The following is a 24,350-nucleotide window of genomic DNA, read 5'->3' on the forward strand; positions in this document are numbered from 1 at the left end:
CCATGGGTAATGAGCGGCCCTCCCGTCGTACGTGGTTGGATGCGAGGGAGAGGGTGTCCGGGGGCACAAGCCAGCCCACTGTGCGGAAATGGAACTGGCAGGCGGGAATCGTGAGGATCTTCGGCAAGGGACGGCACCGGCCCTCCGCCTCCTGGCGGCAGGCCACCGATCGCGCGTTCACGCTGATCGGCGACGGCCGGTACGAGGACGCGGGCGAACTGCTGACACGTGCCGCCGACCTGGAACCCTGGCTGTCCGAGTCCTGGTTCAACCTCGCCCTGCTGCACAAGTTCCGGCACGACTGGGAGCAGGCGCGGGCGGCCGGGCTGCGCGCGGTGGCCCTCCTTGACCGGGAGACCGGGGCGCCCGACTGGTGGAACGTCGGTATCGCGGCGACCGCCCTGCAGGACTGGCCGCTGGCCCGGCGGGCCTGGCAGGCGTACGGGCTGCGGGTGCCCGGCGGCGCCACCGCCTCCGGTGAGCCGACCGGCATGGACCTGGGCAGCGCCGCCGTACGGCTGTCCCCGGAGGGGGAGGCCGAGGTGGTGTGGGGGCGGCGGCTGGACCCCGCCCGCATCGAGGTGCAGTCCATTCCGCTGCCGTCGTCCGGGCGGCGCTGGGGCGAGGTCGTGCTGCACGACGGCGTGCCGCACGGCGAGCGGACCACGGTGACCGGGCACGCGTACCCCGTCTTCGACGAGATCGAGCTGTGGGCGCCGTCGCCGGTGCCGACCTGGGTGGTGCTGCTGGAGGCGGCGACGGAGACCGACCGGGACGCGCTGGAACAGCTGGCCGGGGACGCCGGGTTCGCGGCGGAGGACTGGTCGTCGTCGGTGCGGTTGCTGTGCCGCATGTGCTCCGAGTCGCGGATGCCGTCCGACGAGGGCGACGGGGTGCATCTCGATCCGCACGACCACAGTGAGCCGGGGCATCCGGGGCCGCTGGGGCACCGGACGGACGGGCAGCTGTGGGTGCCGGAGCGGGAGTGCGGGGTGGCTGCGCCGGCTTCGCTGGTGAGGGGGTTGCTGGACGGGTGGGTTGCCGACAGCCCTGACTCCCGGGACTGGCGGGATCTGGAAGAGGTTTGCTGAGCTTTGTGCTTCGGCTGCCCGCGCGGCGGAGTCGCATATGTCACAGCCCCGCGCCCCTAAAAGCATCCACGTACCCTGTACCTGCAACATCTCTCCCCGCTTTACCTAGGAAGGCTTACGTCGGTCATGGCGCAGCAGGACACCGATCAGCAGCACGCGGGCGTGCTCCCCGTGGATGACGAGGGGTTCGTCATCGACACCGAGGGGACCGAGGAGCGCGAGAACGCCTGGCGTGCGCGGGGGACCTCGCGGCCCATCACCGTCGTCGGGAACCCGGTGCTGCACAAGGAGTGCAAGGACGTCACCGAGTTCGGGGACGAGCTGGCGCAGCTGGTCGCCGACATGTTCGCCAGCCAGCGGACCGCCGAGGGCGTCGGCCTCGCCGCCAACCAGATCGGTGTCGATCAGAAGGTGTTCGTCTACGACTGCCAGGACGACGAGGGCGCCCGGCACGTGGGCGTGGTGTGCAACCCGAAGCTGGTCGACCTCCCGGCGGACAAGCGGCGGTTGGACGACAGCAACGAGGGGTGCCTGTCGGTGCCCACCGCCTACGCCCCGCTCGCCCGGCCCGACTACGCCGAGGTCACCGGGCAGGACGAGAAGGGCAACCCGATCAAGGTGCGCGGCACCGGCTACTTCGCTCGGTGCTTGCAGCACGAGACCGATCATCTGTACGGCTACCTGTACATCGACCGGCTCTCCAAGCGTGAGCGCAAGGACGCCCTGCGGCAGATGGCGGAGAACGAGCCCCGCTACCCCGTGGTCGCCAACGACTGAGGCGGAGAAGGCTGTTGTGGCGCCTGGTCGGGATCGTCCGGCCAGGCGTTCGTCATGTGGGGTAGTGAATGGAGCAAGTCCGTTCCCAGATCGGTCGGTTCGCTCCGGAACGCGCGCCGGTAGGCGTTCAGGCGGCCTCCGGTCCCCGGAAGGCGCGCCGGTAGGCGTTCGGTGTGGTGCCCAGCTCCTTCACGAACTGGTGCCGCAGCGCGGCCGCCGTACCGAAGCCGGTGCGGCCCGCGATGGCGTCCATCGTCTCGTCCGTTCCCTCCAGCAACTCCTGGGCCAGCAGCACCCGTTGCCGCAGGATCCAGCGGTACGGCGTGGTGCCGGTCTCCTGCTGGAAGCGGCGGGCGAAGGTGCGCGGGGCCATCAGGGCGCGGGCGGCCAGCTGCTCGACGGTGACCTCCTCGTCGAGATGCTCCGCCATCCAGGCCAGCACCTCGCCGACCGTGTCGCAGGGGCCTTCCGGCAGGGGGCGCTCGATGTACTGGGCCTGGCCGCCGTCCCGGTGCGGGGGTACCACCATCCGCCGGGCGATCTTCTTGGCGACCTCGGGGCCCTGTTCCTTGCGGACGATGTGCAGACAGGCGTCGATGCCGGCCGCGGTGCCCGCCGAGGTGATCACCGGGTCCTCGTCGACGTACAGCACGTCCGGCTCGACCCGGGTGCGCGGGAAGCGGCGGGCCAGCAGCTGGGCGTGCCGCCAGTGCACGGCGCACCGGCGCCCGTCCAGCAGCCCGGCCGCGCCCACCACGAAGACGCCGGAGCAGATGCTGAGCACCCGGGCACCCCGGTCCACCGCCCGGCGCAGCGCGTCGAGCAGCTCGGGCGGGTACTCCCGGTCGACATTGGCGTCGGAGGCCGGCACCGCGATCAGATCGGCCTCCTCCAGCCGGTCCAGACCGTACGGCGTGGAGACGGTGAGGCCCGGCACATGGGTGCCGAGCGCCGGCCCCTCCGCCGAGACGACCGCGAAGTCGTACACCGGCAGCCCCTCCTCGGAGCGGTCGAGGCCGAAGACCTCGCAGACCACCCCGAGCTCGAAGGGGTGCACACCGTCCAGCAGCACCGTGGCCACGTTCTTCAGCATGCTGCCAGTGTGCCTCGCCGCTGGCAGTAATTCGAGGCTGCATGGCAGTGCTGCCACTCACGGTAAGGAGTATCCGGCGCGACAGTGGTGTCCATGAACGGAAACCAGATCGAAGGTCTCGTCGGAATGGTCCTGGTCCTCGGAATCCTGGTCCTCATGGCCCTCCCGTCCGTGCTCGGCATCCTGCGCGACAGGCGCATCGACCGGCAGATCAGGGAGGCCCATGAGGCCCGCGGGGAGCAGCAGGCTCAGAAGTCTTCGTCCAGGTCGACGGTGCCCTCCACCGCGACCTGGTACGCGGACGGGCGCCGCTCGAAGAAGTTCGTCAGCTCCTGAACGCCCTGCAGCTCCATGAAGGAGAACGGGTTCTCCGAGCCGTACACCGGAGCGAAGCCGAGGCGGCCGAGCCGCTGGTCGGCGACGCACTCCAGGTACTGGCGCATCGACTCGGTGTTCATGCCGGGCAGGCCGTCACCGCACAGGTCACGGGCGAACTGCAGCTCCGCCTCGACGGCCTCCCGCAGCATGTCGGTGACCTGCTGCTGAAGCTCGTCGTCGAAGAGCTCCGGCTCCTCCTTGCGGACCGTGTCGACCACGTCGAACGCGAAGCTCATGTGCATCGTCTCGTCGCGGAACACCCAGTTGGTGCCCGTGGCGAGACCGTGCAGCAGACCCCGGCTGCGGAACCAGTAGACGTACGCGAACGCGCCGTAGAAGAACAGGCCCTCGATGCACGCGGCGAAGCAGATCAGGTTGAGCAGGAAGCGGCGCCGGTCGGCCTTGGTCTCCAGCCGGTCCAGGTTCTCCACCGAGTCCATCCACCTGAAGCAGAACTCCGCCTTCTCGCGGATGGAGGGGATGTTCTCGACGGCGGCGAACGCGGCCGTCCGGTCCTCCGGGTCGGGGAGGTAGGTGTCAAGGAGCGTCAGATAGAACTGGACGTGCACGGCCTCCTCGAAGAGCTGGCGGCTCAAGTAGAGCCGCGCCTCGGGGGAGTTGATGTGCTTGTACAGCGTCAGCACCAGGTTGTTCGCCACGATCGAGTCGCCGGTCGCGAAGAAGGCGACGAGCCGGCCGATCAGGTGCTGCTCGGAGGGGCTGAGCTTGGCGAGGTCCGCGACGTCCGAGTGGAGGTCGACCTCCTCGACGGTCCAGGTGTTCTTGATGGCGTCCCGGTAGCGCTCGTAGAAGTCCGGGTAGCGCATGGGACGCAGAGTCAGCTCGAAGCCCGGGTCGAGCAGGTTTTTCGATGTGACAGCCTTGTTCTGGGTGGTCATTACTGGCAGGCCTCGCAGGACTCGGGGTTTTCCAGGGAGCAGGCGACGGCGTCCGTCGTCTGCTGTACGGGGACGGTCGCCCGGGCGGCGCGGGCGATCCGGGTCGCCGGGCGCGAGCGCAGGTAGTACGTCGTCTTCAGGCCCGATTTCCAGGCGTACGCGTACATCGAGGAGAGCTTGCCGATGGTCGGCGTCTCCAGGAACAGGTTCAGGGACTGGGCCTGGTCCAGGTACGGGGTGCGGGCGGCGGCCATGTCGATCAGGCCGCGCTGCGGGATCTCCCACGCCGTGCGGTACAGCGCCCGTACGTCCGCCGGGATCCACGCGAAGTCCTGCACCGAGCCGTTGGCCTCGCGCAGCGCCTCACGGGTGCGCGCGTCCCAGACGCCCAGGTCCTTGAGCTCCTGGACCAGGTAGGAGTTGACCTGGAGGAACTCACCGGACAGTGTCTCGCGCTTGAAGAGGTTGGAGACCTGCGGCTCGATGCACTCGTACACACCGGCGATCGAGGCGATGGTGGCCGTCGGCGCGATGGCGAGCAGGAGGCTGTTGCGCAGACCGGTCCTTGCGATCCGCGCGCGCAGCGCCGCCCAGCGCTCCGGCCAGGTGAACTCGACGCCGTAGTGGTCGGGGTGCAGCACACCCTGCGCGGTACGGGTCTTCTCCCAGGCCGGCAGCGGGCCGCCGCGCTCGGCGAGGCCGGCGGAGGCCTCGTACGCGGCGAGCATGATCCGCTCGGCGATCCGGGTGGAGAGCGCCTTGGCCTCGGGGGAGTCGAAGGGCAGCCGCAGCTTGAAGAAGACGTCCTGGAGGCCCATCGCGCCCAGGCCGACCGGCCGCCACTTGGCGTTGGACCGGCCCGCCTGCTCGGTCGGGTAGAAGTTGATGTCGACGACCCGGTCGAGGAAGGTGACGGCGGTGCGGACGGTGTCGTCCAGCCGCTCCCAGTCGAGGTCACCTGTCGATGTGTCGACGAACGCACCGAGATTGACGGACCCCAGGTTGCAGACGGCCGTCTCACCGTCGTCCGTGACCTCCAGGATCTCCGTGCAGAGGTTGGAGGAGTGGACGACATGGCCCGCGGTGGCCGTCTGGTTCGCGGTCCGGTTGGCCGCGTCCTTGAAGGTCATCCAGCCGTTGCCGGTCTGCGCGAGGGTGCGCATCATCCGGCCGTACAGGTCACGGGCCGGGATGGTCTTGCGCGCGAGGCCCTTCTCCTCTGCCGCGCGGTACGCGGCGTCGAACTCGTCACCCCACAGATCCACCAGCTCGGGCACGTCGGCGGGGGAGAAGAGCGACCACTGCCCGTCGGCGTTCACCCGGCGCATGAACTCGTCCGGGATCCAGTGCGCGAGGTTGAGGTTGTGGGTGCGGCGGGCGTCCTCACCGGTGTTGTCGCGCAGCTCCAGGAACTCCTCGATGTCGGAGTGCCAGGTCTCCAGGTAGACCGCGGCCGCGCCCTTGCGCCGGCCGCCCTGGTTCACCGCGGCCACCGAGGCGTCGAGGGTCTTCAGGAACGGCACGATGCCGTTGGAGTGCCCGTTGGTACCGCGGATCAGCGAACCGCGCGAGCGGATCCGGCTGTACGACAGGCCGATACCGCCGGCGTGCTTCGAGAGGCGGGCGACCTGGTGGTACCGGTCGTAGATGGAGTCCAGTTCGTCCTTCGGGGAGTCGAGGAGGTAGCAGGACGACATCTGGGGGTGCCGGGTGCCGGAGTTGAAGAGGGTGGGGGAGGACGGGAGGTAGTCGAGGCGGCTCATCAGCCCGTAGAGCGCGGCGACTTCGTCGACCGACCTGTGGGTGTCGTCCTCGGCGAGGCCGGCGGCGACGCGGAGCATGAAGTGCTGGGGGGTCTCGATGACCTTGCGGGTGATCGGGTGCCGGAGCAGGTAACGGCTGTGCAGCGTGCGCAGCCCGAAGTAGCCGAAGCGGTCGTCGGCGTCCGGGTCGACCAGGGCGTCCAGGCGGCCCGCGTGCAGGCGCGCGAACTCGGCGGTGCGGTCGGCGATGAGGCCCTCACGGTGACCGACGGCCACGGACTCGGTGAAGGACGTCACGCCCTGCGAGGCGGCCTCGCCGCGGATCGAGATCGTCAGCAGCCGGGCGGCGAGCCGGGAGTAGGCGGGGTCCTCGGAGATGAGGCCGGCGGCCGCCTCGGTGGCCAGCTCACGCAACTCCGACTCGTCGGCCCGCGCGGACCGGCCCCGCAGCGCGGCGGCGGCGACCCGGCCGGGGTCGGCGTCGGGGAGGTCGGCGGTCAGCCCGGTCAGGGTCCGCAGCAGCGCGGTGCCGGGACCGTCCTCGTCCACAGAGATGGTCGCTGAAGCCGGTTCGGCTGGCGCGATGGTCACGTGGGGCTCTCCCTCGCTCGGCACGGGGCCTGGCGGAGGGCAGGGAGCAGCCACGAGCGCACACACGCGTGCCGCGTCCCCGGCCCACTCCACGAGGCCCGGACGTCAGAACACCCGGGCCGGACGGCCGGGCGTGCTGTCGGCAGGTCCTCGGACTGACGCTTGTGCACAGATGTGCGCAAGTACACCGTTGCGGGACAGTTCCGGATTCGCACCGGATTCCCCTGCGGCGACAGCGAGCATGAGCATACATCTAGTGCCGCGCTGTCGCGGCACCCCCACATGTTGTGTCGTGGCGGTGCCGCAGCGTCAACTCATAGGTGAGGAGAGTGATGTCGTCCAGCTGCGGCAAGGGATTCCAGTCCCGCTCGGGTGTGCGGACGAAGCCGAGGCGTTCGTAGATGCGGTGGGCGGATCTCATGGTGCGCTGAGTCGACAGGACGACCTTCTCGCAGCCGTCGAGGGCCTGCGCGCGGTCGATACAGGCGCGGACGAGTGCCTCGCCGGCGCCATTTCCGCGGGCGGCCCGGTCGACGGCGAGCATCCGGATCTCGGCCTCTCCGGGGGCGGCGAGGTCGGCCATCGGGCCGGGGCCGGAGACGAACGTGACTCCGCCGAGGAGGGCGTTGCCGTTCACGGCGACGAGAACGGTGGCTGCGGCTGCCCGATTCGCGACGTCCTTGAGTTCGGTGAGATACGAGTCGCTCTCGCCGAAGTCCAGGAGGCCGTCCTGGAGGTAGGCCTGGGCTGTCAGCTCGCCGAGGGGGCCGTATTCGGTGGGGTGCGCTTCCCGGATCAGGATCGTCATGCGGGTGAGTGTGTACGACAGCGGGCCGCCGAGGGTGGGATTTCTCGGTGGCCCGCTGTGGGTTGTGCGTGGCTGGTCGCCGCCCCTGGTTTGTTCAGTGGGCGCCTTCTGCGACAGCCGGAGGAAGTTCGACCTCCACCCCCGGGTCGCCGGCGTCCGCCGTGTAGTCCTGTGCCTTTGTCTCGTCGACGCCCTCCGGAGCCTTCAGCGCCTTCAGGGCGAACGTCAGGACCACCGTCACCACCACGTTCATCACGAACGCCGTCAGGCCGATGTAGCCGATCTCGCCGAAGCCCGGGATCTCCTTGGCCGAGCCGCCGAAGTGCTTCTGGGTGGGCGAGGCCACCCCGTACGCCGCGACCGTGCCGTAGACCATGCCGACCGCCCAGCCCGCCAGCAGGGCCCAGCGGTGGAACCAGCGGGTGAACAGGCCGCCGACCAGGGCCGGGAAGGTCTGCAGGATCCAGATGCCGCCCAGCAGCTGGAAGTTGATGGCGACCGTCTTGTCCATGGTGAGGACGAAGACCAGCGCGCCGACCTTCACCAGCAGGGACACGAGCTTGGAGACCTGGGCCTCCTGCTTCGGTGTGGCGTCCGGCTTGATGAAGTCCCGGTAGATGTTGCGGGTGAAGAGGTTCGCGGCCGCGATGGACATGATGGCCGCCGGGACCAGGGCGCCGATGCCGATCGCCGCGAAGGCCACGCCCGCGAACCAGTCCGGGAACATGTTCTCGAACAACTGGGGGATCGCCAGCTGGCCGTTGGTGACCTTGACGCCGGCCGCGATCGCCATGAAGCCCAGCAGGGCGAGCAGGCCCAACATCAGGGAGTACAGCGGCAGGATCGTGGTGTTGCGGCGGATCACCTCACGGCTCCTGGAGGAGAGCGTCGCGGTGATCGAGTGCGGGTACATGAACAGGGCGAGCGCGGAGCCCAACGCCAGCGTGGCGTAGGTCCACTGGCCCGCCTCCGGTGGGGCGAGCGCGCCGCGCGGTTTGCCGGTCGCCGGGTTGACCTGGGCGAACGCGTCGCCGGCCTTGGCGAAGATGTCGTCGAAGCCGCCCAGCTTGATCGGGATGTAGATGATCGCAACAGCGATGACGATGTAGATCAGCGCGTCCTTCACGAACGCGATGAGCGCGGGCGCCCGCAGACCGGAGGAGTAGGTGTACGCCGCCAGGACGCCGAAGGCGATCAGCAGCGGGAGGTCCTTCACGAACCAGTTGGTGCCGTCGCTGCCGCCGACGCCCATGACGTCGAGGACGGCCTGGATGCCCACGAGCTGGAGCGCGATGTAGGGCATCGTCGCCAGGATGCCGGTCAGGGCGACGGCGAGCGAGAGGCCCTTGGAGCCGAAGCGGCCGCGCACGAAGTCCGAGGTCGTCACATAGCCGTGCTTGTGGGAGACCGACCACAGGCGGGGCAGGAACGTGAAGATCAGCGGGTAGACGAGGATCGTGTACGGCACCGCGAAGAAGCCGGCCGCGCCCGCCGCGTAGATCGCTGCCGGTACGGCGACGAAGGTGTACGCCGTGTAGAGGTCGCCGCCGAGCAGGAACCAGGTGACCCAGGTGCCGAACGACCGGCCGCCCAGGCCCCATTCGTCGAGGGAGTGCTCGTTCTCGGCCTTGCGCCAGCGCGCGGCCAGGAAGCCGATGACCGTGACGGCCAGGAAGAAGAAGATGAAGACGCCGAGCGCGACGCCGTTCACACCGTCCTTCACTTCTGCGCACCCCCGCTCGTGTTCCCGCTCTTGCGGGCACGCTGCTCCCGCTGCCACAGCTGGTACGCGGTCATCGTGAGCGCGGTGGAGATCAGCACCCACAGCATCTGGTACCAGTAGAAGAACGGGATCCCGATGAACGTCGGGTCCGTCTTGGCGTAGGAGCCCACCCACAGCATCGCCACGAAGGGCGCGACGAGGCAGACGGTGATGATCACGCGTATAGGTGTCACCACCGGGTGCCTCACTTCAGGTACATCCGACATACCGCGGCTCCGTCCCCTCACCGTGCGCCTGTGTAATGCGCAGGCAATCTAGGTCACGGTGTCACCGGAGCGGAAGTGGCCGTCCGTCTATCGGTATGTCGATTCTGTGAAGGGCGGTCCGCGTCAGTCCTGCGGTCGCTTGAGGCGGGCCACGAACTTGTAGCGGTCGCCGCGGTACACCGAGCGCACCCATTCCACCGGCTGGCCCTCGCGGTCCAGGGAGTGCCGGGAGAGCATCAGCATCGGCAGACCCACGTCGGTGCCGAGCAGGCCGGCCTCGCGCGGGGTCGCCAGCGAGGTCTCGATGGTCTCCTCGGCCTCGGCGAGATGGACGTCGTACACCTCGGCGAGTGCGGTGTAGAGGGAGGTGTACTTGACCAGGGAGCGGCGCAGGGCGGGGAAGCGCTTGGCGCTCAGATGGGTCGTCTCTATGGCCATGGGCTCGCCGTTGGCCATGCGCAGCCGCTCGATGCGCAGCACGCGCCCACCCGCCGTTATGTCGAGCAGGCCGGCGAGCCGGTCGTCGGCGGTGATGTAGCCGATGTCCAGCAGCTGCGAGGTCGGCTCCAGACCCTGGGCGCGCATGTCCTCGGTGTACGAGGTGAGCTGGAGCGCCTGGGAGACCTTCGGCTTGGCGACGAAGGTGCCCTTGCCCTGGATGCGTTCGAGCCGGCCCTCGACGACCAGCTCCTGGAGGGCCTGGCGGACGGTGGTGCGGGAGGTGTCGAACTCGGCGGCCAGCGTGCGCTCGGGCGGGACCGGGGTGCCGGGCGTCTGTGTCTCCGTCATTTCGAGGAGATGTTTCTTCAGGCGGTAGTACTTGGGCACACGCGCGGTACGGACGGCTGTCCCGCTCTCGTTCTCCGCACTGCTGACGTCGGTGCTCATGCTCCGCCTTCCCGGCTCCTGATCCGGCCACCTCGTGGCACGGCAGCGTACCGGGAGTTCCCCTGCACGCTGCGTGATCCCCTCTGTATACCGCCGCGGGCCCTTTTGGTCTAGTCCACCACTGGAGTGGTCTACCGGAATTGTCTCGTCCGCGCCTCGGATTTTCGAGGGCTTCTTACTTAAAGGTTCCTGCATATATAGGTCGCATAACGGCTGGTCGGAGCCCATTCGGCCCCCCTTGACAGGCCTGCTGGTCTGGGCCAGGCTTCCCGCACTGGTCTACACCATTGGTCCAGGTCCCGGCCCAACGCTCGCGCGGGGAGGCAGGGGGGTTTGTGGCATCCCTGAGGAGGGTGGCGTGAAGCGCAAGCTGATAGCCGCGATTGGTATCGCGGGCATGGTCGTCTCCATCGCGGCGTGTGGCAGTGACAACAAGGACGACAACAAGGCGCAGGGGGCGGACGCCAAGGAGCTGACCGTCTGGCTCACCGTGGACGCGCAGAACAACTGGCCCGACCTGGTGAAGGCCGCCGACGCGGCCGTGCAGAAGAAGCACCCCGGCATCAAGATCAAGCACGAGTACTACGGCTGGCCGGACAAGAACACCAAGCTGGACGCCGTCCTCGCCACGGACAAGGCCCCCGACGTGGTCGAGATGGGCAACACCGAGATGCTCGGCTACATGGTCAAGGGCGCCTTCGCCCCCGTCGAGACCTCCCAGTTCACCAATTCCGACCAGTGGCTCGACGGCCTCAAGGCCTCGGTGACCTACGACGGCAAGACCTACGGCGTGCCGTACTACGCCGGTGGCCGCGTGGCCAACTGGCGCAAGGACATCGCCGCCTCGGCCGGCATCAAGACCACGCCGAAGACCTACACCGAGCTGACCGCCGACCTGGACAAGATCCAGAAGAAGGAAGGTGACAAGTTCAGCGCCTGGTACCAGCCCACCCGCGACTGGTACGCCGCCATGTCCTTCGTCTACGACGCCGGCGGCTCCATCGCCGCGGAGTCCGGCGGCCAGTGGAAGGGCAACCTCTCCTCGCCCGAGTCCATCAAGGGCCTCACCGAGTTCAAGAACGTCATCGACAAGTACATGCACGGTGACAAGACCAAGGACGAGTCCGACCGGTACATCGTCTACGGCCAGGGCAAGTCCGCCATGATCTTCGGTGCCGCCTGGGAGGGCGCGACCGCGGCCGACCCGAAGAACGACAAGACGGGCGGCAAGCTCAAGAACAACCTCGTCAACTTCGTGATGCCCGGTCCGTCCGGCAAGAACATGCCGGTCTTCCTGGGCGGCTCGGACCTCGCCATCCCGGTGAAGTCCAAGGCCCAGGGCGTCGCCGCCGAGTGGATCAACGCGTTCACCGGTCCCTCCGGCCAGAAGGGCCTGATGGCCAAGGGCAACCTGCCCAACAACAAGACCGACCTCGCGACGCTGAAGAACGACCCGGCGACGGCGGTTCCGGCCACCGCGGCCGAGTCCAACTGGTTCGTCCCGATGGCGCCGGGCTGGGGCCAGGTCGAGAAGGCGCAGGTCCTGCAGACCATGCTGCAGAACATCGGCACGGGCAGGCAGACGGTCGAGGCGGCGGCGAAGGCCGCGGACGCGGCGATCGACAAGGTCATCAACAAGGCGTAGTGGCCTGCGGCCGGGCCTGGCCCACGGGGGCGGGTCCGGCCGGTGCTTGAAGTCGGAAAGTGCCGCGACGGTTGGTGGGTTGGTGCCGGTGCGTTGTGGCTGGTCGCGCACATGCGGCGGTAGTCGCATATCGATACCGCCCCGCGCCCCTGGAGGGGCGCGTTGATGCCGGCCTCTCTTCATCTGCTTAGGAGCTCGCGATGAGTGCCGCTGATACCACCACACCCGCCAAGGTGCCGCCGCAGCGGCAGGCGCCACCCCCGGGCCCCCAGGCCAGACCACGTACCAACCGGCGCTCGGGCGGTCCCGCCGTCCCCTGGATGCTGCTCGCGCCCTGCCTGGCGATTCTCGGGCTGGTGCTCGGCTATCCCTTCTACCGGCTGGTCGCCCTCTCCTTCCAGGAGTTCGGGCAGTCCCAGCTGTGGGGGTTCAAGCCGGCCGAGTGGGTCGGGTTCGGGAACTTCTCCGGCGTCCTGGGCGACACCGAGTTCTGGCAGGTCGTGCTGCGCACGATCGTCTTCGCGGTCGGCTGCGTGGTCTTCACCATGGTCGTCGGCATGCTCATCGCCCTGCTGCTGCAGCGGGTCTCCGGCTGGGTGAAGACCCTGGTCAACATCGTCCTGGTGGCCAGCTGGGGCATGCCGGTCATCGTCGCCACCACGCTCTTCAAGTGGCTCTTCGACTCCGACTACGGCATCCTCAACGCCCTGCTCAGCAAGATCCCCGGGGTCGAGATGATCGGCCACAACTGGTTCGCCAGCGGGCCCCAGGGGCTCGCGGTGATCATGCTCCTGGTGGTCTGGGGAGCGGTGCCCTTCGTGGTCATCACGCTGAGCGCCGGTCTGACCCAGGTCCCGGCGGAGCTGGAGGAGGCCGCCCGGCTCGACGGCGCGGGCGCCTGGGGCGTGTTCCGCTACGTCACGCTCCCCATCCTGAAGCCGATCATCGTGATGCTCACGACCCTCTCGGTCATCTGGGACATGGGCGTCTTCCCGCAGGTCTTCGTGATGCGCGGCGGCCACCCCGAGCCCGAGTTCCAGCTGCTGACCACCTACTCCTACGACCGCGCCTTCGTGGTCAACGACTACGGACAGGGCTCCGCGATCGCCCTGCTCACCGTGCTCCTCCTGCTCGGTGTCGTCGCCGTGTACATGCGCCAGATGCTGAAGATCGGAGAGGTCGAATGAGTACCGCAGCCGTCCGCAGGGGCCCACGTCTGGGCTGGAACCTCCTCGGCCTCCTGGTCTTCGTCATCGTCGGCTTCCCCGTCTACTGGATGCTGAACACGGCGTTCAAGCCGGCGAAGGACGCCATCGACCCGGACCCGAGCCTGCTGCCCACGGGGCTGACCCTGTCCAACTTCCGCCGCGCCCTGGACATCGGCGACTTCTGGGGCTCGGTGGGCCGCAGCCTGATCGTCTCCCTGTCCGTCGTCGTGATCGGCATGGTCATCGGCCTGCTGGCCGCCCTGGCCATCTCGCGGTTCGCCTTCCGCGGCCGCAAGGTCGTGATCGTCGGCATCCTCGCGGTCCAGATGGTCCCGCTGGTCGCGATGATCATCCCGGTCTTCCTGCTCCTCAACGACCTGGGGCAGTACGACAAGCTGACCGGCCTGATCATCACCTATCTGACCTTCATCCTCCCGTTCACGGTGTGGACCATGCGCGGCTTCATCGTCAACATCCCGAAGGAACTGGAGGAGGCCGCGATGGTCGACGGCTGCTCCCGCACCGGTGCCTTCGTCCGGGTGGTCTTCCCGCTGCTGGCCCCGGGCCTGGTCGCCACCTCGGTCTACGCCTTCATCCAGGCCTGGAACGAGTACATCTACGCCCTGATGCTGCTCAGCCAGGAGCACCAGACCGCGACCGTCTGGCTCGCCAACTTCACCACCAAGCACGGCACCGAATACGCCCCGATGATGGCCGGCTCCACGATGATGGCCGTGCCGATCGTCGTCCTGTTCCTCCTCGTCCAGCGCAAGATGGCCGCGGGCCTGACCGCGGGCGCCGTGAAGGGATAACGCCCCCGATGACGACACTCGCAAGCGGCACCACCGCGTCCGGTCCGAAGGACGGCCTGACCCGCGACGCGCTGACGGTCCTCCAGCCCGGCTTCACCGGCACCACCGCCCCCGACTGGCTGCTGCGCCGGCTCGGCGAAGGCCTCGCCTCCGTTGGGGTGTTCGGCCGCAACGTCGCCTCGCCCGAGCAACTCGCCGCCCTCACCGCCCAGTTGCGCGCCGAACGGGACGACGTCCTGGTGGCGATCGACGAGGAGGCAGGTGACGTCACCCGCCTCGAGGTGCACACCGGCTCCTCCTTCCCCGGCAACCACGCCCTCGGCGCCGTCGACGACGTGGAGCTGACCAGGGAGGTCGCCCTCGAACTGGGCCGTCGCCTCGCGGCCTGCGGGGTGAACTTCGACTGGGCCCCCGCCGCCGACGTCAACTCCAACCCTGCCAACCCGGTCATCGGCGTCCGCTCCTTCGGCGCCGACCCCGACCTGGTCGCCCGCCACACGGCGGCCTATGTCACCGGCCTCCAGACGGCCGGGGTGGCGGCCTGCACCAAGCACTTCCCGGGCCACGGCGACACGGCCGTCGACTCCCACCTCGCCCTGCCCCGCGTCGACGTGACCGCCGATGTGCTGCGCGCCCGCGAACTGGCCCCGTTCCGCGCCGCCATCGCCGCCGGTTCCCGCGCCATGATGAGCGCGCACATCCTGGTCCCGGCCCTGGACCCGGCCCGACCGGCGACGTTGTCCCGCACGATCCTCACCGATCTCATCCGCGGCGAACTCGGGTACGACGGCCTGATCGTCACCGACGGCATCGAGATGCAGGCCATCTCCGCCACCTATGGCATCGAACACGGCAGCGTCCTCGCCATCGCAGCCGGAGCCGACGCGATCTGCGTCGGCGGCGGCCTCTCGGACGAGGAGACGGTACGACGCCTGCGCGACGCCCTGGTCGCCGCGGTCCACTCCGGCGAACTCCCCGAGGAACGCCTGGCGGAGGCGGCGGACCGGGTACGGTCACTGGCCCGCTGGACGGCGACGACATCGGCTCCGGACCCGAACCCGCAGTTCACCGACATCGGCCTGGTGGCGGCCCGCCGCGCACTCGATGTGACGCGCGTCGACTCCTGCACGCCGCTGACCGCGGCCCCCTTCGTGGCCGCGTTCACCTCGGAGTCCAATATCGCGGTGGGCACGGAGACCCCCTGGGGGGTGACGGCGGAGCTGTCCCGCCGGCTGCCCGGCACCGAAACGGCCTGCTTCACGGGCGACCACGCAGGCGAGGAGGCCCTGGCGGCGGCGGGCGACCGCAGGATCGTGGCAGTGCTCCGAGACGAACACCGCCACCCCTGGATGACAACGGCCCTGGACGTGCTCCTCAAGTCCCGCCCCGACACGGTCGTGGTGGAAATGGGCGTCCCCCAGGCACCCCCCAGGGGCGCCCTGCACATCGCCACCCACGGAGCGGCAAGGGTCTGCGGCACGGCGGCGGCAGAGGTAATAGCGCCCCGGTAGGGGCAAATCCGCTAGATCCCCTGCCAAGCAGGCTTGTTGGCGAACGTGTACCGGAAGTAATCCGCAAGCTTCAGCTTCGACGCGGCGGCCTCGTCCACCACCACCGTCGCATGCGGATGCAACTGCAACGCAGACGCGGGACACACCGCGGCGACCGGCCCCTCCACGGTCGCCGCGACCGCGTCGGCCTTCCCCTCACCCGTCGCGAGCAGCACCAGATGCCGCGCCTCCAGGATCGTCCCGATCCCCTGGGTGATCACATGGTGCGGCACCTGCGAGATGTCCCCGTCGAAGAACCGCGCGTTGTCGACCCGGGTCTGCTCGGTGAGCGTCTTGATCCGCGTCCGCGACGCGAGCGACGAGCACGGCTCGTTGAACCCGATGTGCCCGTCGGTCCCGATCCCGAGCAACTGCAGATCCACGCCGCCTGCCCGGCCCAGCGCCCCGTCGTACGCCTCACAGGCGGCCTGTACGTCCTCGGCCGCGCCGTCGGGGCCGAGGAACGCGTCCATCCCGATCCCGAGCGGCTCCAGCACCTCGCGCCGCAACACCGAGCGGTAGGACTCCGGATGCTCGGCCGGCAGCCCCACGTATTCGTCGAGCTGGGCTATGCGCGCCCGCGAGGCGTCCACGGCACCGGACCGCACCTTGGCCGTGAGCGCCTGGTAGATGGGCAGCGGGGTCGAACCAGTGGCCACCCCGAGCAGCGCGTCCGGCTTGCGGCGGAGCAGTTGGGCCATGGCCTCGGCGATCAGCTCGCCACCCGCGGCGGCGTCCGGAACGATGACAACTTCCACGCTGGGCCTGCCGTTCTGTCTATGTGGTTTAGACCAATCTGATGGGACCAATCTAACAGAACCGGCCCCGTCCCCCCCCGGGAGCGGGCGCAGGAAAAGAGGACAAGTGTGAGGTTACGTGAATGCGTCAGATCGGGTGAATCAAGGAAAATTCCCACCCGCGGACCGGAGTGTCGGAAATTGCGGCGCCCTTCCGGCCCCACAACCGTCTCCGGCGGGCTACGCTGCGATCCGTCAACTGTGAACAGTCTCCAACGCATGGACACACACCGTGGTCTAGTCCACAATTGCGTACGAGGGCTGAAGGAGTACGGCGGGACCGTGCCCCACAGTCACACTCTTCCGTCTTCCCCGCACAGGAAGGCGGACCGAGGAACCGGAGCTCTCTGCCCTGACTGCCCCGGCTCCTCACCTTCGGCCGATCGGGACCGCACACCCCGTGGCCGTTGCTGCTCCGGGCTGCGGTGCCGGGAGGGTTGAGGGTCCCTCTCAGGCGCCGCGGCCCGCGGGTGTTCCAAGGCGCTTTTAGGCCATGAACAGACCCGCGGGTACGCTCGCAGATGTGCCCTCCATGAACGAACTGGTCCGCCAGCACACCGCCCTCGGCGACTCCGACCTCGAGTGGCTCCATCTGCTGGTCTCGGAGTGGCAGCTGCTCTCCGACCTCTCCTTCGCCGACCTGGTCCTGTGGGTCCCCACCCACGACGGCACCCGCTATGTCTCGGTGGCGCAGATGCGCCCCAACACCGGTCCCACCTCCTACCAGGACGACATGGTCGGCCACCTGGTCCCGCGCGGCCGCCGTCCCATGCTGGACATCGCCCTGGACGAGGGAAGGATCGTCCGTGAGGGTGACCCGGAGTGGCGCGAGGAGGTCCCCGTACGGGTCGAGTCCATCCCGGTACGGCGCGAGGGGCGGGTCCTCGGGGTCATCGCCCGCAACACCAACCTGCTGACCGTGCGCACTCCGAGCCGGCTGGAGCTGACCTACCTCCAGAGCGCCTCCGATCTCGCGCAGATGATCGCTGCCGGATCGTTTCCCTTCCCGAACCAGCAGGTCGACATGGATGCCTCGCCGCGCGTCGGCGACGGCCTGATCCGGGTGGACGCGGACGGCATCGTCCAGTACGCCTCCCCGAACGCCCTCTCCGCCTACCACCGTCTCGGCGCCGCCGACCTGTTGGGCCACGACCTCGGGCAGACCACCGCCGAACTCGCCCCGACCAAGGGGCCGGTGGACGAGGCACTGGCCAAACTCGCCAGCGGCTGGGCGCCCCGCGAGTTCGAGATCGAGTCCAGCGACGGTGTGATCCAGTTCCGGTCGATCCCGCTCAAGCCCAAGGGCACCCGCATCGGTTCCCTGGTGCTGCTCCGGGACGTCACCGAACTCCGGCGCCGCGAACGCGAGTTGATCACCAAGGACGCGACCATCCGGGAGATCCACCACCGGGTGAAGAACAACCTGCAGACGGTCGCCGCGCTGCTCCGCCTCCAGGCCCGCCGGATCGAGTCGGAGCGCGGCCGGGAGGCCCTGGAGGAGGCCGTACGCCGGGTCGGCTCGATCGCGATCGTGCATGAGACGCTGTCCCAAAACCTGGACGAGCGCGTGGAGTTCGACGAGATCGCCGACCGGGTGCTCGCGATGGTCGCCGAGATCTCGCCCGGCAAGGTCACCGGCCGGCGCACCGGACGCTTCGGCATACTCGACGCGGAGGTGGCGACCCCGCTGTCGATGGTCCTCACCGAGATCCTGCAGAACGCCCTCGAACACGGCTTCCGCGAAGGCGACACCGGCACCGTCGAGGTCACGGCCGTCCGCGGCGGCACCACCAAGGAGGCCCGCCTTCTGGTCACCGTCCAGGACGACGGCGTCGGCCTGCCCGAGGGCTTCGACCCGCACCGCTCCGGCAACCTCGGTCTGCAAATCGTACGGACGCTGGTGGAGGGCGAGTTGGGCGGCACGTTCGACATGGTGCCGGCGCCGGAGCGGGGGACCCGGGTGATCCTCGACGTACCGGTGCAGACGCAGAAGTAGCCCGATGCGGGTACCGGGGCACAGCAAAGAGCCCCGGACCTGGTGGGTCCGGGGCTCGCTGCTCGTTGCTGCTCGTTCCAAGCGCATCGGGGGTACTGCGCGCTGCGGCTCGGGGGCGGGAGATGCGTACTCGCTGTACGCGCCGCCAAGCTCAGGCTGAGCGGGGTGGGTTGCGTCAGGCGGAGGCCTGACGAGCCCGGTTGCGGGCGGCACGGCGCTTCATCGCGCGACGCTCGTCCTCGCTGAGGCCACCCCAGACGCCGGAGTCCTGACCGGACTCAAGCGCCCACTGCAGACACTGGTCCATAACGGGACAGCGACGGCAGACGGCCTTGGCTTCCTCGATCTGCAGCAGCGCAGGACCGGTGTTGCCGATGGGGAAGAAGAGCTCGGGGTCTTCCTCGCGGCAAACGGCGTTGTGACGCCAGTCCATGGCTGCTACCTCTCCTTGGTATTACATGCACGTTGCTTGTGAATGTGAACGCTTTCACGAATCCCTCAACAAGTGAAGGGCCGACCGCCAGGTTCCCTGGCAGGGGTCCTGTGAGTTGAAGGGGATTCCGGTGATCAGTGGACGCCAGTCTTGCGGGCTGTCCCGACCGCCACGTAGAGCCTCGCAAACCTCAGCGACGGATACAACCCCTTCCGGAAAGTTTTTTTTGATTCCTCGGTGTCGACTGGGTCACAGCCGTACTTCCATGGGGTGGATCCTGGCCTAAACGTTCGAGTGAAAGGACTTTGGCCCGTTCCGCTCACACAATCACACGCAGTGCGCGGCGTACGCCTGTGAACGTCACGCTCGTACGCAGTCCTAGGTGGTCGCCGTCCATCTGAAGGGGGAGGGCGACCTTCGAATGCAAGGTGAACTGGTCCAGATCGTGCAGGGACACCGCATGCTTGCCATGGGGTCCGCGCTCGGGGGACGAATTCAGCAACTGCGTGCCATACCGGGCAACCGCGGCGGTCGACAGACGGCTGAGACCGAGTACGTCGATGCCCTTATCGAACGAGGCCTTAGGCGACGTGTACATCGGGCGATTGCCGAGATACGTCCAGGGCGAGGTGTTCGAGACTATCGCCACGACCAGATCCTTGATCGGGTCGCCGCCCGGCCGCTCAAGCGTGATCGCGCCGTGCCGGCGGTGCTGCTCACCGAAGAACTGCCGGACGACCTGTCGTACGTACAGTGCGTGCGTCGACTTCTTGCCGAGCTCGCGCTGCTGCTCGACCCGCCCCACCACGCCGGCGTCGAAGCCGAGCCCCGCGTTGAAGGTGAACCAGCGGGCCGGGACCGCCTCGTCCTCGGTGCCGGGTGTACCCGCGGTCAGGCCGAGGCCGACGATCCGCTCCTGTTTCTCGCGCAGCGCGTCCAGCAGCGCGCCGGTGGCCTCGATCGGGTCGTTCGGCAGGCCGAGGGCGCGCGCGAAGACATTGGTGGAGCCGCCGGGGACCACCGCGAGGCCGGGCAGCCGGTCCAGGTCGGGGCCGGCGTGGAGGAGGCCGTTGACCACCTCGTTGACCGTGCCGTCGCCGCCGAGGGCCACGACCAGGTCGATGTCGTCGCTCTCCGCCGCCTGCCGACCCAGGTCACGGGCGTGGCCGCGGTACTCGGTGGTGACGGCCTCCAGCTTCACTTCGCTCGCGAGCGCGTGGATCAGGACATCACGCCTACGTGCGCTTGTGGTGGTTGCCGCCGGATTGACCACGAGAAGTGCACGCATGGATTGCAGCGTACCCACTCGAAAGTACCGGGCCCAGGGCGCGTTAGGGATCCGGTAAGAGAAAGGGGCGTGAGTCTGAACACGTGGTCCTGCGGGGCGGGGGCCGGTGTTTTCGGGCGAGGGCTACCCTTCTGGCGTGAGCAATGCGCCTACGGCTGAGAAGGCCGACGTAACCGACGGACCCCGTCCTCGGCGGCTGACGTATGCGGCCGCGCTGAACGGGCTGGAAGGCCTCGCGCTGGCGGTCGGCGGGGTGTGGATGCTCGTCCTCGGGTTCACCGGATCTCCGGACGACCGGGGGCAGGCGGTCACCGGGGGCATCACGGTGATGCTGCTGGCGCTGCTGCCGCTGCTGGCGGCGCGGGGGTTGCTGCTGCGGAAGAGCTGGAGCCGGGGCCCTGCGGTGATCACGCAGATCATGGCGCTGCCGGTGGCCTACAGCTTGCTGCAGGCCGACAGTGCGTCTGTGCCGGCGGGGATCGTGCTGGCCGTGGTGGCCATTGCCTCGCTGGTGCTGCTGGTGAACTCCGCCACCACCCAGGCCCTTGGGATCAAGGGGCCGGGGCGTAGCGGCTGACCTCTGGTCCTTGGCGGAAAGATCTGCGACGGAAAGATCTACGGAGATCTACGGAAGATCTACTCCTCGACCAGCAGCTTCTCGCGTAGCTGGGCCAGGGTCCTCGCCAGCAGCCTCGAGACGTGCATCTGGCTGATGCCGACCTCCTGGGCGATCTGGGACTGGGTCATGTTGCCGAAGAAGCGGAGGAGAAGGATCCGCTTCTCTCGGGGCGGGAGGTCTTCCAGGAGCGGCTTGAGGGACTCGCGGTACTCGACGCCCTCCAGAGCCTCGTCCTCCGCGCCGAGCGTGTCGGCGACCGCCGGGGACTCGTCGTCGGTGTCGGGGACGTCCAGGGACAGGGTGGAGTACGCGTTGGCCGACTCCAGGCCCTCCAGGACCTCCTCCTCCGAGATGGCCAGCTTCTCGGCCAGCTCGTGCACCGTGGGGGAGCGGCCGTGCTGCTGGGACAGCTCCGCCGTGGCGGTCGTGAGCGCGAGGCGCAGCTCCTGGAGACGGCGCGGGACGCGGACCGCCCAGCCCTTGTCGCGGAAGTGGCGCTTGATCTCGCCGACCACGGTCGGGGTGGCGTACGTGGAGAACTCCACGCCCCGCTCCGGGTCGAACCGGTCGACCGACTTGATCAGGCCGATGGTGGCGACCTGGGTGAGGTCGTCCAGCGGCTCGCCGCGGTTGCGGAAGCGGCGCGCGAGGTGCTCCACGAGCGGCAGATGCATCCGGACCAGCTTGTTGCGTAGCTCCGCGTACTCGGGGCTGCCGTCCTTCAGCTTGCGCAGCTCGATGAACATGGCGCGGGCCCCGCTGCGGTCCTGAGGTACGTGCTGGGTCGCCTGCACAACCTCCGCGGCCAGCGCCTCGTCCTCGGCGTATCGCTCGTGCTCGCTCATCGTCCCGCCCGTCGCCCTTCCACGAGCCGTCGCCCCGGCTCGGTCCGGGGCCGCGACCCCGTTCCGCCCTTCCGGGGGCGCGCTCTGCACGGCATCGTCCGGCCCGATCCGCCCAGAGGGTTCCTCCGGGTGCGGCCTGGCCTGTTCCGGGATGCCGTCGATGCCGTCAGCCATGCGTCGGGAGCCGGCCTCGGGGTCTTCGCCCCCGGCCGACAGCTCCCGTGTGCCGCGCTCTTCGTCCCGCACCGGCCCGTCCCCGTTCCTCACGCCGGCCCGGGTCCCGCGCCGCGCTGTTTGTAGAGGCTGATCGACACGGTCTTGTCCTCGTCGACGGCCGACGAGACCTTGCCCGCGAGGGCCGAGAGCACGGTCCAGGCGAAGGTGTCGCGCGACGGGGCGTGGCCGTCCGTGGTCGGGGCGGAGACCGTGACCTCCAGAGAGTCGTCGACGAGGCGGAAGACACAGCTGAGCACCGAGCCGGGAACGGCCTGCTGGAGCAGGATCGCGCAGGCCTCGTCCACCGCGATGCGCAGGTCCTCGATCTCGTCCAGGGTGAAGTCCAAGCGGGCGGCGAGACCGGCCGTGGCCGTCCGCAGCACCGACAGGTAGGCACCCGCAGCCGGCAGCCGGACTTCCACGAAGTCCTGGGTCGCGGGCTCGCCTGCGATCTGGGACACCCTCACCTCCATGGTGGTACAAGCTTTTCGGGGCCGAGGGTCGCCCCCCGGGGTAACGCACTACATGCTTCAGCGGTGACGCTACCGCGCTCCGAACTTTTCTGTCCCGGGACCCCAAACCCCCTGGCGTCACTCACAGTAAACCTGTGGATACGCTCCGTGTCTAGGGGTCCGGCTTGCCCAATTGGGAAGAGCGCGCGCCGGGTTGACGTACCCCGGCGTCGAACCGTCGAACCGTCGCCGCGGCCGCCCGTCGGCAGCCGTAGTGCAGTGTCACACGAGGACGTGGTCGACGAAGCACCAGCGCCAGTCCTCACCCGGCTCGAAGGTCCGCATCACCGGGTGACCGGACGTCTCGTGGTGCCCCGTCGCGTGTCTTCCCGGTGACGAGTCGCAGCAGGCGACATGGCCACAGGTCAGACAGAGCCGCAGCTGGACCGGGTGCCAGCCCCGGGCGAGACACTCCGGGCAGGTCTTGTTCTGCGGCTCGGGTTCCGGGTGCGGCAGCGCGGAGGCGTGCGTGCACTGTTTCATGATTGCCAGATTACGACGGGTGTGCGGGTGGCCGCGCGGAAAATGAGGGCGGGCGAGGATCATGGACGTGTTGCCACTGCTGTTGCTGGTTGCGGGAAGCGCGGCGATCGCCGGCGCGGCGCGGCGCACCCCGGTGCCGGCGCCCCTGCTGCTGGTCGCCGTCGGCCTGGCGGTGTCGTACATTCCCGGAGTTCCCGACTACACGCTCGACCCGGACATCGTGCTCCCGCTGGTGCTGCCTCCGCTGCTGTACAAGGAGGGCACCGAGAGCTCGTATCTCGACCTGCGGGCGAACATGCGGCCCGTGGCGCTGCTGTCGGTGGGGTACGTGCTCTTCGCGACCTTCGTCGTCGGCTGGGCCGCCTACGCGATCGTGCCCGGGCTGCCGCTGCCCGCGGCGCTGGCGCTGGGCGCGGTGCTTGCGCCCACGGACGCCGTCGCGGCCGCGTCGATCGGCCGCCGGGTGGGACTGCCGTCCCGGCTCACCACGATCCTGCAGGGCGAGTCCCTGCTGAACGACGCCACGGCGATCACCGCCTACCGGGTGGCCGTCGCGGCCGCCCTCGGCGAGAGCGCCTCCTGGATCGACGGGGTCGGCGAGTTCCTGCTGGCCGCGTTCGGCGGCGTACTGGTCGGCGTGGCGCTGATGGTGCCGATCCACTGGCTGCGCACCCATCTGAAGGAGCCCCTGCTCCAGAACACGCTGTCGCTGCTGATCCCGTTCGTCGCCTACGGCGTCGCCGAGCAGTTCCACGCCTCCGGTGTGCTGGCGGTCGTGGTGGTCGCCGTCTATCTCGGTCACCGCGCCTGGGAGGTCGACTTCGCCACCCGCCTCCAGGAGGAGGCGGTGTGGCGGATGGTCGCGTTCCTGCTGGAATCGGCGGTCTTCGCACTGATCGGACTGCAGCTGCCGGTCGTCCTGAAGGGTCTCGGGGCGTACAGGGGCATCGACGCCGCCTGGTACGCGATCGCCCTCTTCCTCGCCGTGGTCGCGGCCCGGTTCGTGTGGATCTACCCGGCGGCCTTCCTGCCGCGCCTGCTGTTCCGGCGGATTCGTGAACGCGAGGAGGACCTCAACTGGAGGAGCCCCGTCGTCGCCTCCTGGGCCGCCATGCGTGGCGTGGTCTCGCTGGCCGTCGCCTTCTCGATCCCGCTCACCGTGCACGACGGCAGCCCCTTCCCGCAGCGCAACCTGATCCTGTTCCTGACCTTCACGACCGTCATCGGAACCCTGGTGATGCAGGGCCTCAGCCTGGCCCCGCTGATCCGCCTGATGAAGTTCCCGCCCCGGGACGTGCAGGCCGAGACCCTCGCCGAGGCCAACGCCCAGGCGCAGGCGTCCCGCGCGGCCGAGAACCGCCTCGACGACCTCCTCGCCGACGACCGCAACCAACTGCCGCCGCCGCTCGCCGACCGCCTGCGCACGGTCCTGGAACGCCGCCGCAACGCCGTCTGGGAACGGCTCGGCCAGACCAACCCCATCACCGGCGAGTCGGTCGACGAGACATATCGCCGTCTGTCCCGTGACATGATCAGCGCCGAACGCGAGGTCTTCGTCCGCCTCCGCGACCACCGTTACATCGACGACGAGATGCTCCGCACCCTGCTGCGCCGACTGGACCTGGAGGAGGCGGCGGCATACCGGGAGGCGGCCTGAACTCGCAGGAGA

The 24,350-nt window shown here is 68.9% G+C and carries 23 protein-coding genes and 1 riboswitch; of the genes, 10 read left to right on the forward strand and 13 right to left on the reverse strand.

What is annotated here, in order from left to right; all coding sequences use genetic code 11:
• The first annotated feature begins 110 nt into the window (after positions 1-110).
• Positions 111-1,091: a hypothetical protein gene (locus tag ABTY98_RS07020; RefSeq protein WP_352219833.1), complete on the forward strand. Its 981-nt coding sequence runs from the start codon at positions 111-113 to the stop codon at positions 1,089-1,091.
• Positions 1,092-1,217: 126 nt separating this feature from the next.
• A complete protein-coding gene (gene def / locus ABTY98_RS07025) occupies positions 1,218-1,868 on the forward strand; it encodes a peptide deformylase (protein WP_352219834.1) in 651 nt (216 codons plus the stop codon).
• A gap of 127 nt (positions 1,869-1,995) precedes the next feature.
• Here the strand turns inward: def and ABTY98_RS07030 are convergent, their stop codons facing one another.
• Positions 1,996-2,961 carry a helix-turn-helix domain-containing protein gene (locus ABTY98_RS07030; RefSeq protein ID WP_352219835.1) on the reverse strand — a complete coding sequence of 322 codons (966 nt, stop codon included), beginning with the start codon at positions 2,959-2,961 and terminating at the stop codon, positions 1,996-1,998.
• A 93-nt stretch (positions 2,962-3,054) separates the two neighbouring features.
• Between ABTY98_RS07030 and ABTY98_RS07035 the strand changes: the two genes are divergently transcribed.
• Positions 3,055-3,297, forward strand: a complete 243-nt coding sequence (locus ABTY98_RS07035) for a hypothetical protein (protein ID WP_352219836.1) — start codon at positions 3,055-3,057, stop codon at positions 3,295-3,297.
• Here the strand turns inward: ABTY98_RS07035 and ABTY98_RS07040 are convergent.
• The 6 genes from ABTY98_RS07040 to ABTY98_RS07065 all read right to left on the reverse strand — a co-directional run bounded on the left by ABTY98_RS07040 (position 3,210) and on the right by ABTY98_RS07065 (position 10,277).
• Positions 3,210-4,238: a ribonucleotide-diphosphate reductase subunit beta gene (locus ABTY98_RS07040; RefSeq protein WP_352219837.1), complete on the reverse strand. Its 1,029-nt coding sequence runs from the start codon at positions 4,236-4,238 to the stop codon at positions 3,210-3,212. The genes ABTY98_RS07035 and ABTY98_RS07040 overlap by 88 nt on opposite strands.
• Positions 4,238-6,592: a ribonucleoside-diphosphate reductase subunit alpha gene (locus ABTY98_RS07045; protein WP_352219838.1), complete on the reverse strand. Its 2,355-nt coding sequence runs from the start codon at positions 6,590-6,592 to the stop codon at positions 4,238-4,240. Before ABTY98_RS07045 ends, ABTY98_RS07040 begins: the two co-directional genes overlap by 1 nt.
• A 124-nt stretch (positions 6,593-6,716) precedes the next feature.
• Positions 6,717-6,841: riboswitch (cobalamin riboswitch) on the reverse strand.
• Between the two features lie 4 nt (positions 6,842-6,845).
• Positions 6,846-7,400, reverse strand: coding sequence for a GNAT family N-acetyltransferase (locus tag ABTY98_RS07050; RefSeq protein ID WP_352219839.1), 555 nt, complete (start codon positions 7,398-7,400; stop codon positions 6,846-6,848).
• Between the two features lie 94 nt (positions 7,401-7,494).
• On the reverse strand, positions 7,495-9,123 hold the full coding sequence (gene mctP, locus ABTY98_RS07055; protein ID WP_352219840.1) for a monocarboxylate uptake permease MctP: 1,629 nt from the start codon (positions 9,121-9,123) through the stop codon (positions 7,495-7,497).
• Positions 9,120-9,389, reverse strand: coding sequence for a DUF3311 domain-containing protein (locus ABTY98_RS07060; protein ID WP_352219841.1), 270 nt, complete (start codon positions 9,387-9,389; stop codon positions 9,120-9,122). Before ABTY98_RS07060 ends, mctP begins: the two co-directional genes overlap by 4 nt.
• A gap of 123 nt (positions 9,390-9,512) precedes the next feature.
• Positions 9,513-10,277 (reverse strand): GntR family transcriptional regulator, encoded by a 765-nt coding sequence (locus ABTY98_RS07065; protein ID WP_352219842.1) that lies wholly within the window; start codon positions 10,275-10,277, stop codon positions 9,513-9,515.
• A 358-nt stretch (positions 10,278-10,635) separates the two neighbouring features.
• Here ABTY98_RS07065 and ABTY98_RS07070 point away from each other — a divergent pair, with 358 nt between their 5' ends.
• The 4 genes from ABTY98_RS07070 (at position 10,636) to ABTY98_RS07085 (ending at position 15,453) form a co-directional block, all read left to right on the forward strand.
• On the forward strand, positions 10,636-11,922 hold the full coding sequence (locus ABTY98_RS07070) for an extracellular solute-binding protein (RefSeq protein WP_352219843.1): 1,287 nt from the start codon (positions 10,636-10,638) through the stop codon (positions 11,920-11,922).
• A 200-nt stretch (positions 11,923-12,122) separates the two neighbouring features.
• Positions 12,123-13,109 (forward strand): carbohydrate ABC transporter permease, encoded by a 987-nt coding sequence (locus ABTY98_RS07075; RefSeq protein ID WP_352219844.1) that lies wholly within the window; start codon positions 12,123-12,125, stop codon positions 13,107-13,109.
• Positions 13,106-13,942: a carbohydrate ABC transporter permease gene (locus tag ABTY98_RS07080; protein ID WP_352219845.1), complete on the forward strand. Its 837-nt coding sequence runs from the start codon at positions 13,106-13,108 to the stop codon at positions 13,940-13,942. The genes ABTY98_RS07075 and ABTY98_RS07080 overlap by 4 nt, the downstream gene beginning before the upstream one ends.
• Before the next feature lie 8 nt (positions 13,943-13,950).
• Positions 13,951-15,453 (forward strand): glycoside hydrolase family 3 protein, encoded by a 1,503-nt coding sequence (locus ABTY98_RS07085; RefSeq protein ID WP_352219846.1) that lies wholly within the window; start codon positions 13,951-13,953, stop codon positions 15,451-15,453.
• An 11-nt stretch (positions 15,454-15,464) separates the two neighbouring features.
• Here the strand turns inward: ABTY98_RS07085 and nagB are convergent, their stop codons facing one another.
• Positions 15,465-16,250 (reverse strand): glucosamine-6-phosphate deaminase, encoded by a 786-nt coding sequence (gene nagB, locus ABTY98_RS07090; protein ID WP_352219847.1) that lies wholly within the window; start codon positions 16,248-16,250, stop codon positions 15,465-15,467.
• Positions 16,251-16,821: 571 nt separating this feature from the next.
• Here nagB and ABTY98_RS07095 point away from each other — a divergent pair.
• Positions 16,822-18,285 carry a sensor histidine kinase gene (locus tag ABTY98_RS07095; protein ID WP_352219896.1) on the forward strand — a complete coding sequence of 488 codons (1,464 nt, stop codon included), beginning with the start codon at positions 16,822-16,824 and terminating at the stop codon, positions 18,283-18,285.
• Positions 18,286-18,460: 175 nt separating this feature from the next.
• Here the strand turns inward: ABTY98_RS07095 and ABTY98_RS07100 are convergent, their stop codons facing one another.
• Together ABTY98_RS07100 and ABTY98_RS07105 are read right to left on the reverse strand one after the other, a co-directional pair.
• Positions 18,461-18,718 (reverse strand): WhiB family transcriptional regulator, encoded by a 258-nt coding sequence (locus tag ABTY98_RS07100; protein WP_006142322.1) that lies wholly within the window; start codon positions 18,716-18,718, stop codon positions 18,461-18,463.
• 319 nt (positions 18,719-19,037) lie between these two features.
• On the reverse strand, positions 19,038-20,006 hold the full coding sequence (locus tag ABTY98_RS07105) for a diacylglycerol/lipid kinase family protein (RefSeq protein WP_352219848.1): 969 nt from the start codon (positions 20,004-20,006) through the stop codon (positions 19,038-19,040).
• Positions 20,007-20,142: 136 nt separating this feature from the next.
• Between ABTY98_RS07105 and ABTY98_RS07110 the strand changes: the two genes are divergently transcribed.
• Entirely contained in the window at positions 20,143-20,583 is a 441-nt protein-coding gene (locus ABTY98_RS07110) for a hypothetical protein (protein WP_352219849.1), read from the forward strand.
• A 59-nt stretch (positions 20,584-20,642) separates the two neighbouring features.
• Here ABTY98_RS07110 and ABTY98_RS07115 read toward each other — a convergent pair whose 3' ends face one another.
• From ABTY98_RS07115 to ABTY98_RS07125, 3 genes are all read right to left on the reverse strand, one after another.
• Entirely contained in the window at positions 20,643-21,716 is a 1,074-nt protein-coding gene (locus tag ABTY98_RS07115; RefSeq protein WP_352219850.1) for an RNA polymerase sigma factor SigF, read from the reverse strand.
• A gap of 17 nt (positions 21,717-21,733) precedes the next feature.
• Entirely contained in the window at positions 21,734-22,147 is a 414-nt protein-coding gene (locus ABTY98_RS07120) for an ATP-binding protein (RefSeq protein WP_004925829.1), read from the reverse strand.
• 273 nt (positions 22,148-22,420) lie between these two features.
• Positions 22,421-22,681 carry a UBP-type zinc finger domain-containing protein gene (locus ABTY98_RS07125; protein ID WP_352219851.1) on the reverse strand — a complete coding sequence of 87 codons (261 nt, stop codon included), beginning with the start codon at positions 22,679-22,681 and terminating at the stop codon, positions 22,421-22,423.
• A gap of 61 nt (positions 22,682-22,742) precedes the next feature.
• On the opposite strand from ABTY98_RS07125, the gene ABTY98_RS07130 reads away from it, so the two are divergent.
• Positions 22,743-24,338, forward strand: coding sequence for a Na+/H+ antiporter (locus ABTY98_RS07130; RefSeq protein WP_352219852.1), 1,596 nt, complete (start codon positions 22,743-22,745; stop codon positions 24,336-24,338).
• Positions 24,339-24,350: the final 12 nt, after the last annotated feature.

This window comes from Streptomyces sp. NPDC096040 (genome assembly GCF_040303265.1).
Classification (GTDB): domain Bacteria; phylum Actinomycetota; class Actinomycetes; order Streptomycetales; family Streptomycetaceae; genus Streptomyces.

Coding starts and splice junctions, on each gene's coding strand:
- def (WP_352219834.1), top strand. CDS start 1,218: ATGGCGCAGCAGGACACCGATCAGCAGCACGCGGGCGTGCTCCCCGTG.
- ABTY98_RS07030 (WP_352219835.1), bottom strand. CDS start 2,961: ATGCTGAAGAACGTGGCCACGGTGCTGCTGGACGGTGTGCACCCCTTC.
- ABTY98_RS07035 (WP_352219836.1), top strand. CDS start 3,055: ATGAACGGAAACCAGATCGAAGGTCTCGTCGGAATGGTCCTGGTCCTC.
- ABTY98_RS07040 (WP_352219837.1), bottom strand. CDS start 4,238: ATGACCACCCAGAACAAGGCTGTCACATCGAAAAACCTGCTCGACCCG.
- ABTY98_RS07050 (WP_352219839.1), bottom strand. CDS start 7,400: ATGACGATCCTGATCCGGGAAGCGCACCCCACCGAATACGGCCCCCTC.
- ABTY98_RS07060 (WP_352219841.1), bottom strand. CDS start 9,389: ATGTCGGATGTACCTGAAGTGAGGCACCCGGTGGTGACACCTATACGC.
- ABTY98_RS07065 (WP_352219842.1), bottom strand. CDS start 10,277: ATGAGCACCGACGTCAGCAGTGCGGAGAACGAGAGCGGGACAGCCGTC.
- ABTY98_RS07075 (WP_352219844.1), top strand. CDS start 12,123: ATGAGTGCCGCTGATACCACCACACCCGCCAAGGTGCCGCCGCAGCGG.
- ABTY98_RS07080 (WP_352219845.1), top strand. CDS start 13,106: ATGAGTACCGCAGCCGTCCGCAGGGGCCCACGTCTGGGCTGGAACCTC.
- ABTY98_RS07085 (WP_352219846.1), top strand. CDS start 13,951: ATGACGACACTCGCAAGCGGCACCACCGCGTCCGGTCCGAAGGACGGC.
- ABTY98_RS07095 (WP_352219896.1), top strand. CDS start 16,822: ATGAACGAACTGGTCCGCCAGCACACCGCCCTCGGCGACTCCGACCTC.
- ABTY98_RS07100 (WP_006142322.1), bottom strand. CDS start 18,718: ATGGACTGGCGTCACAACGCCGTTTGCCGCGAGGAAGACCCCGAGCTC.
- ABTY98_RS07105 (WP_352219848.1), bottom strand. CDS start 20,006: ATGCGTGCACTTCTCGTGGTCAATCCGGCGGCAACCACCACAAGCGCA.
- ABTY98_RS07125 (WP_352219851.1), bottom strand. CDS start 22,681: ATGAAACAGTGCACGCACGCCTCCGCGCTGCCGCACCCGGAACCCGAG.
- ABTY98_RS07130 (WP_352219852.1), top strand. CDS start 22,743: ATGGACGTGTTGCCACTGCTGTTGCTGGTTGCGGGAAGCGCGGCGATC.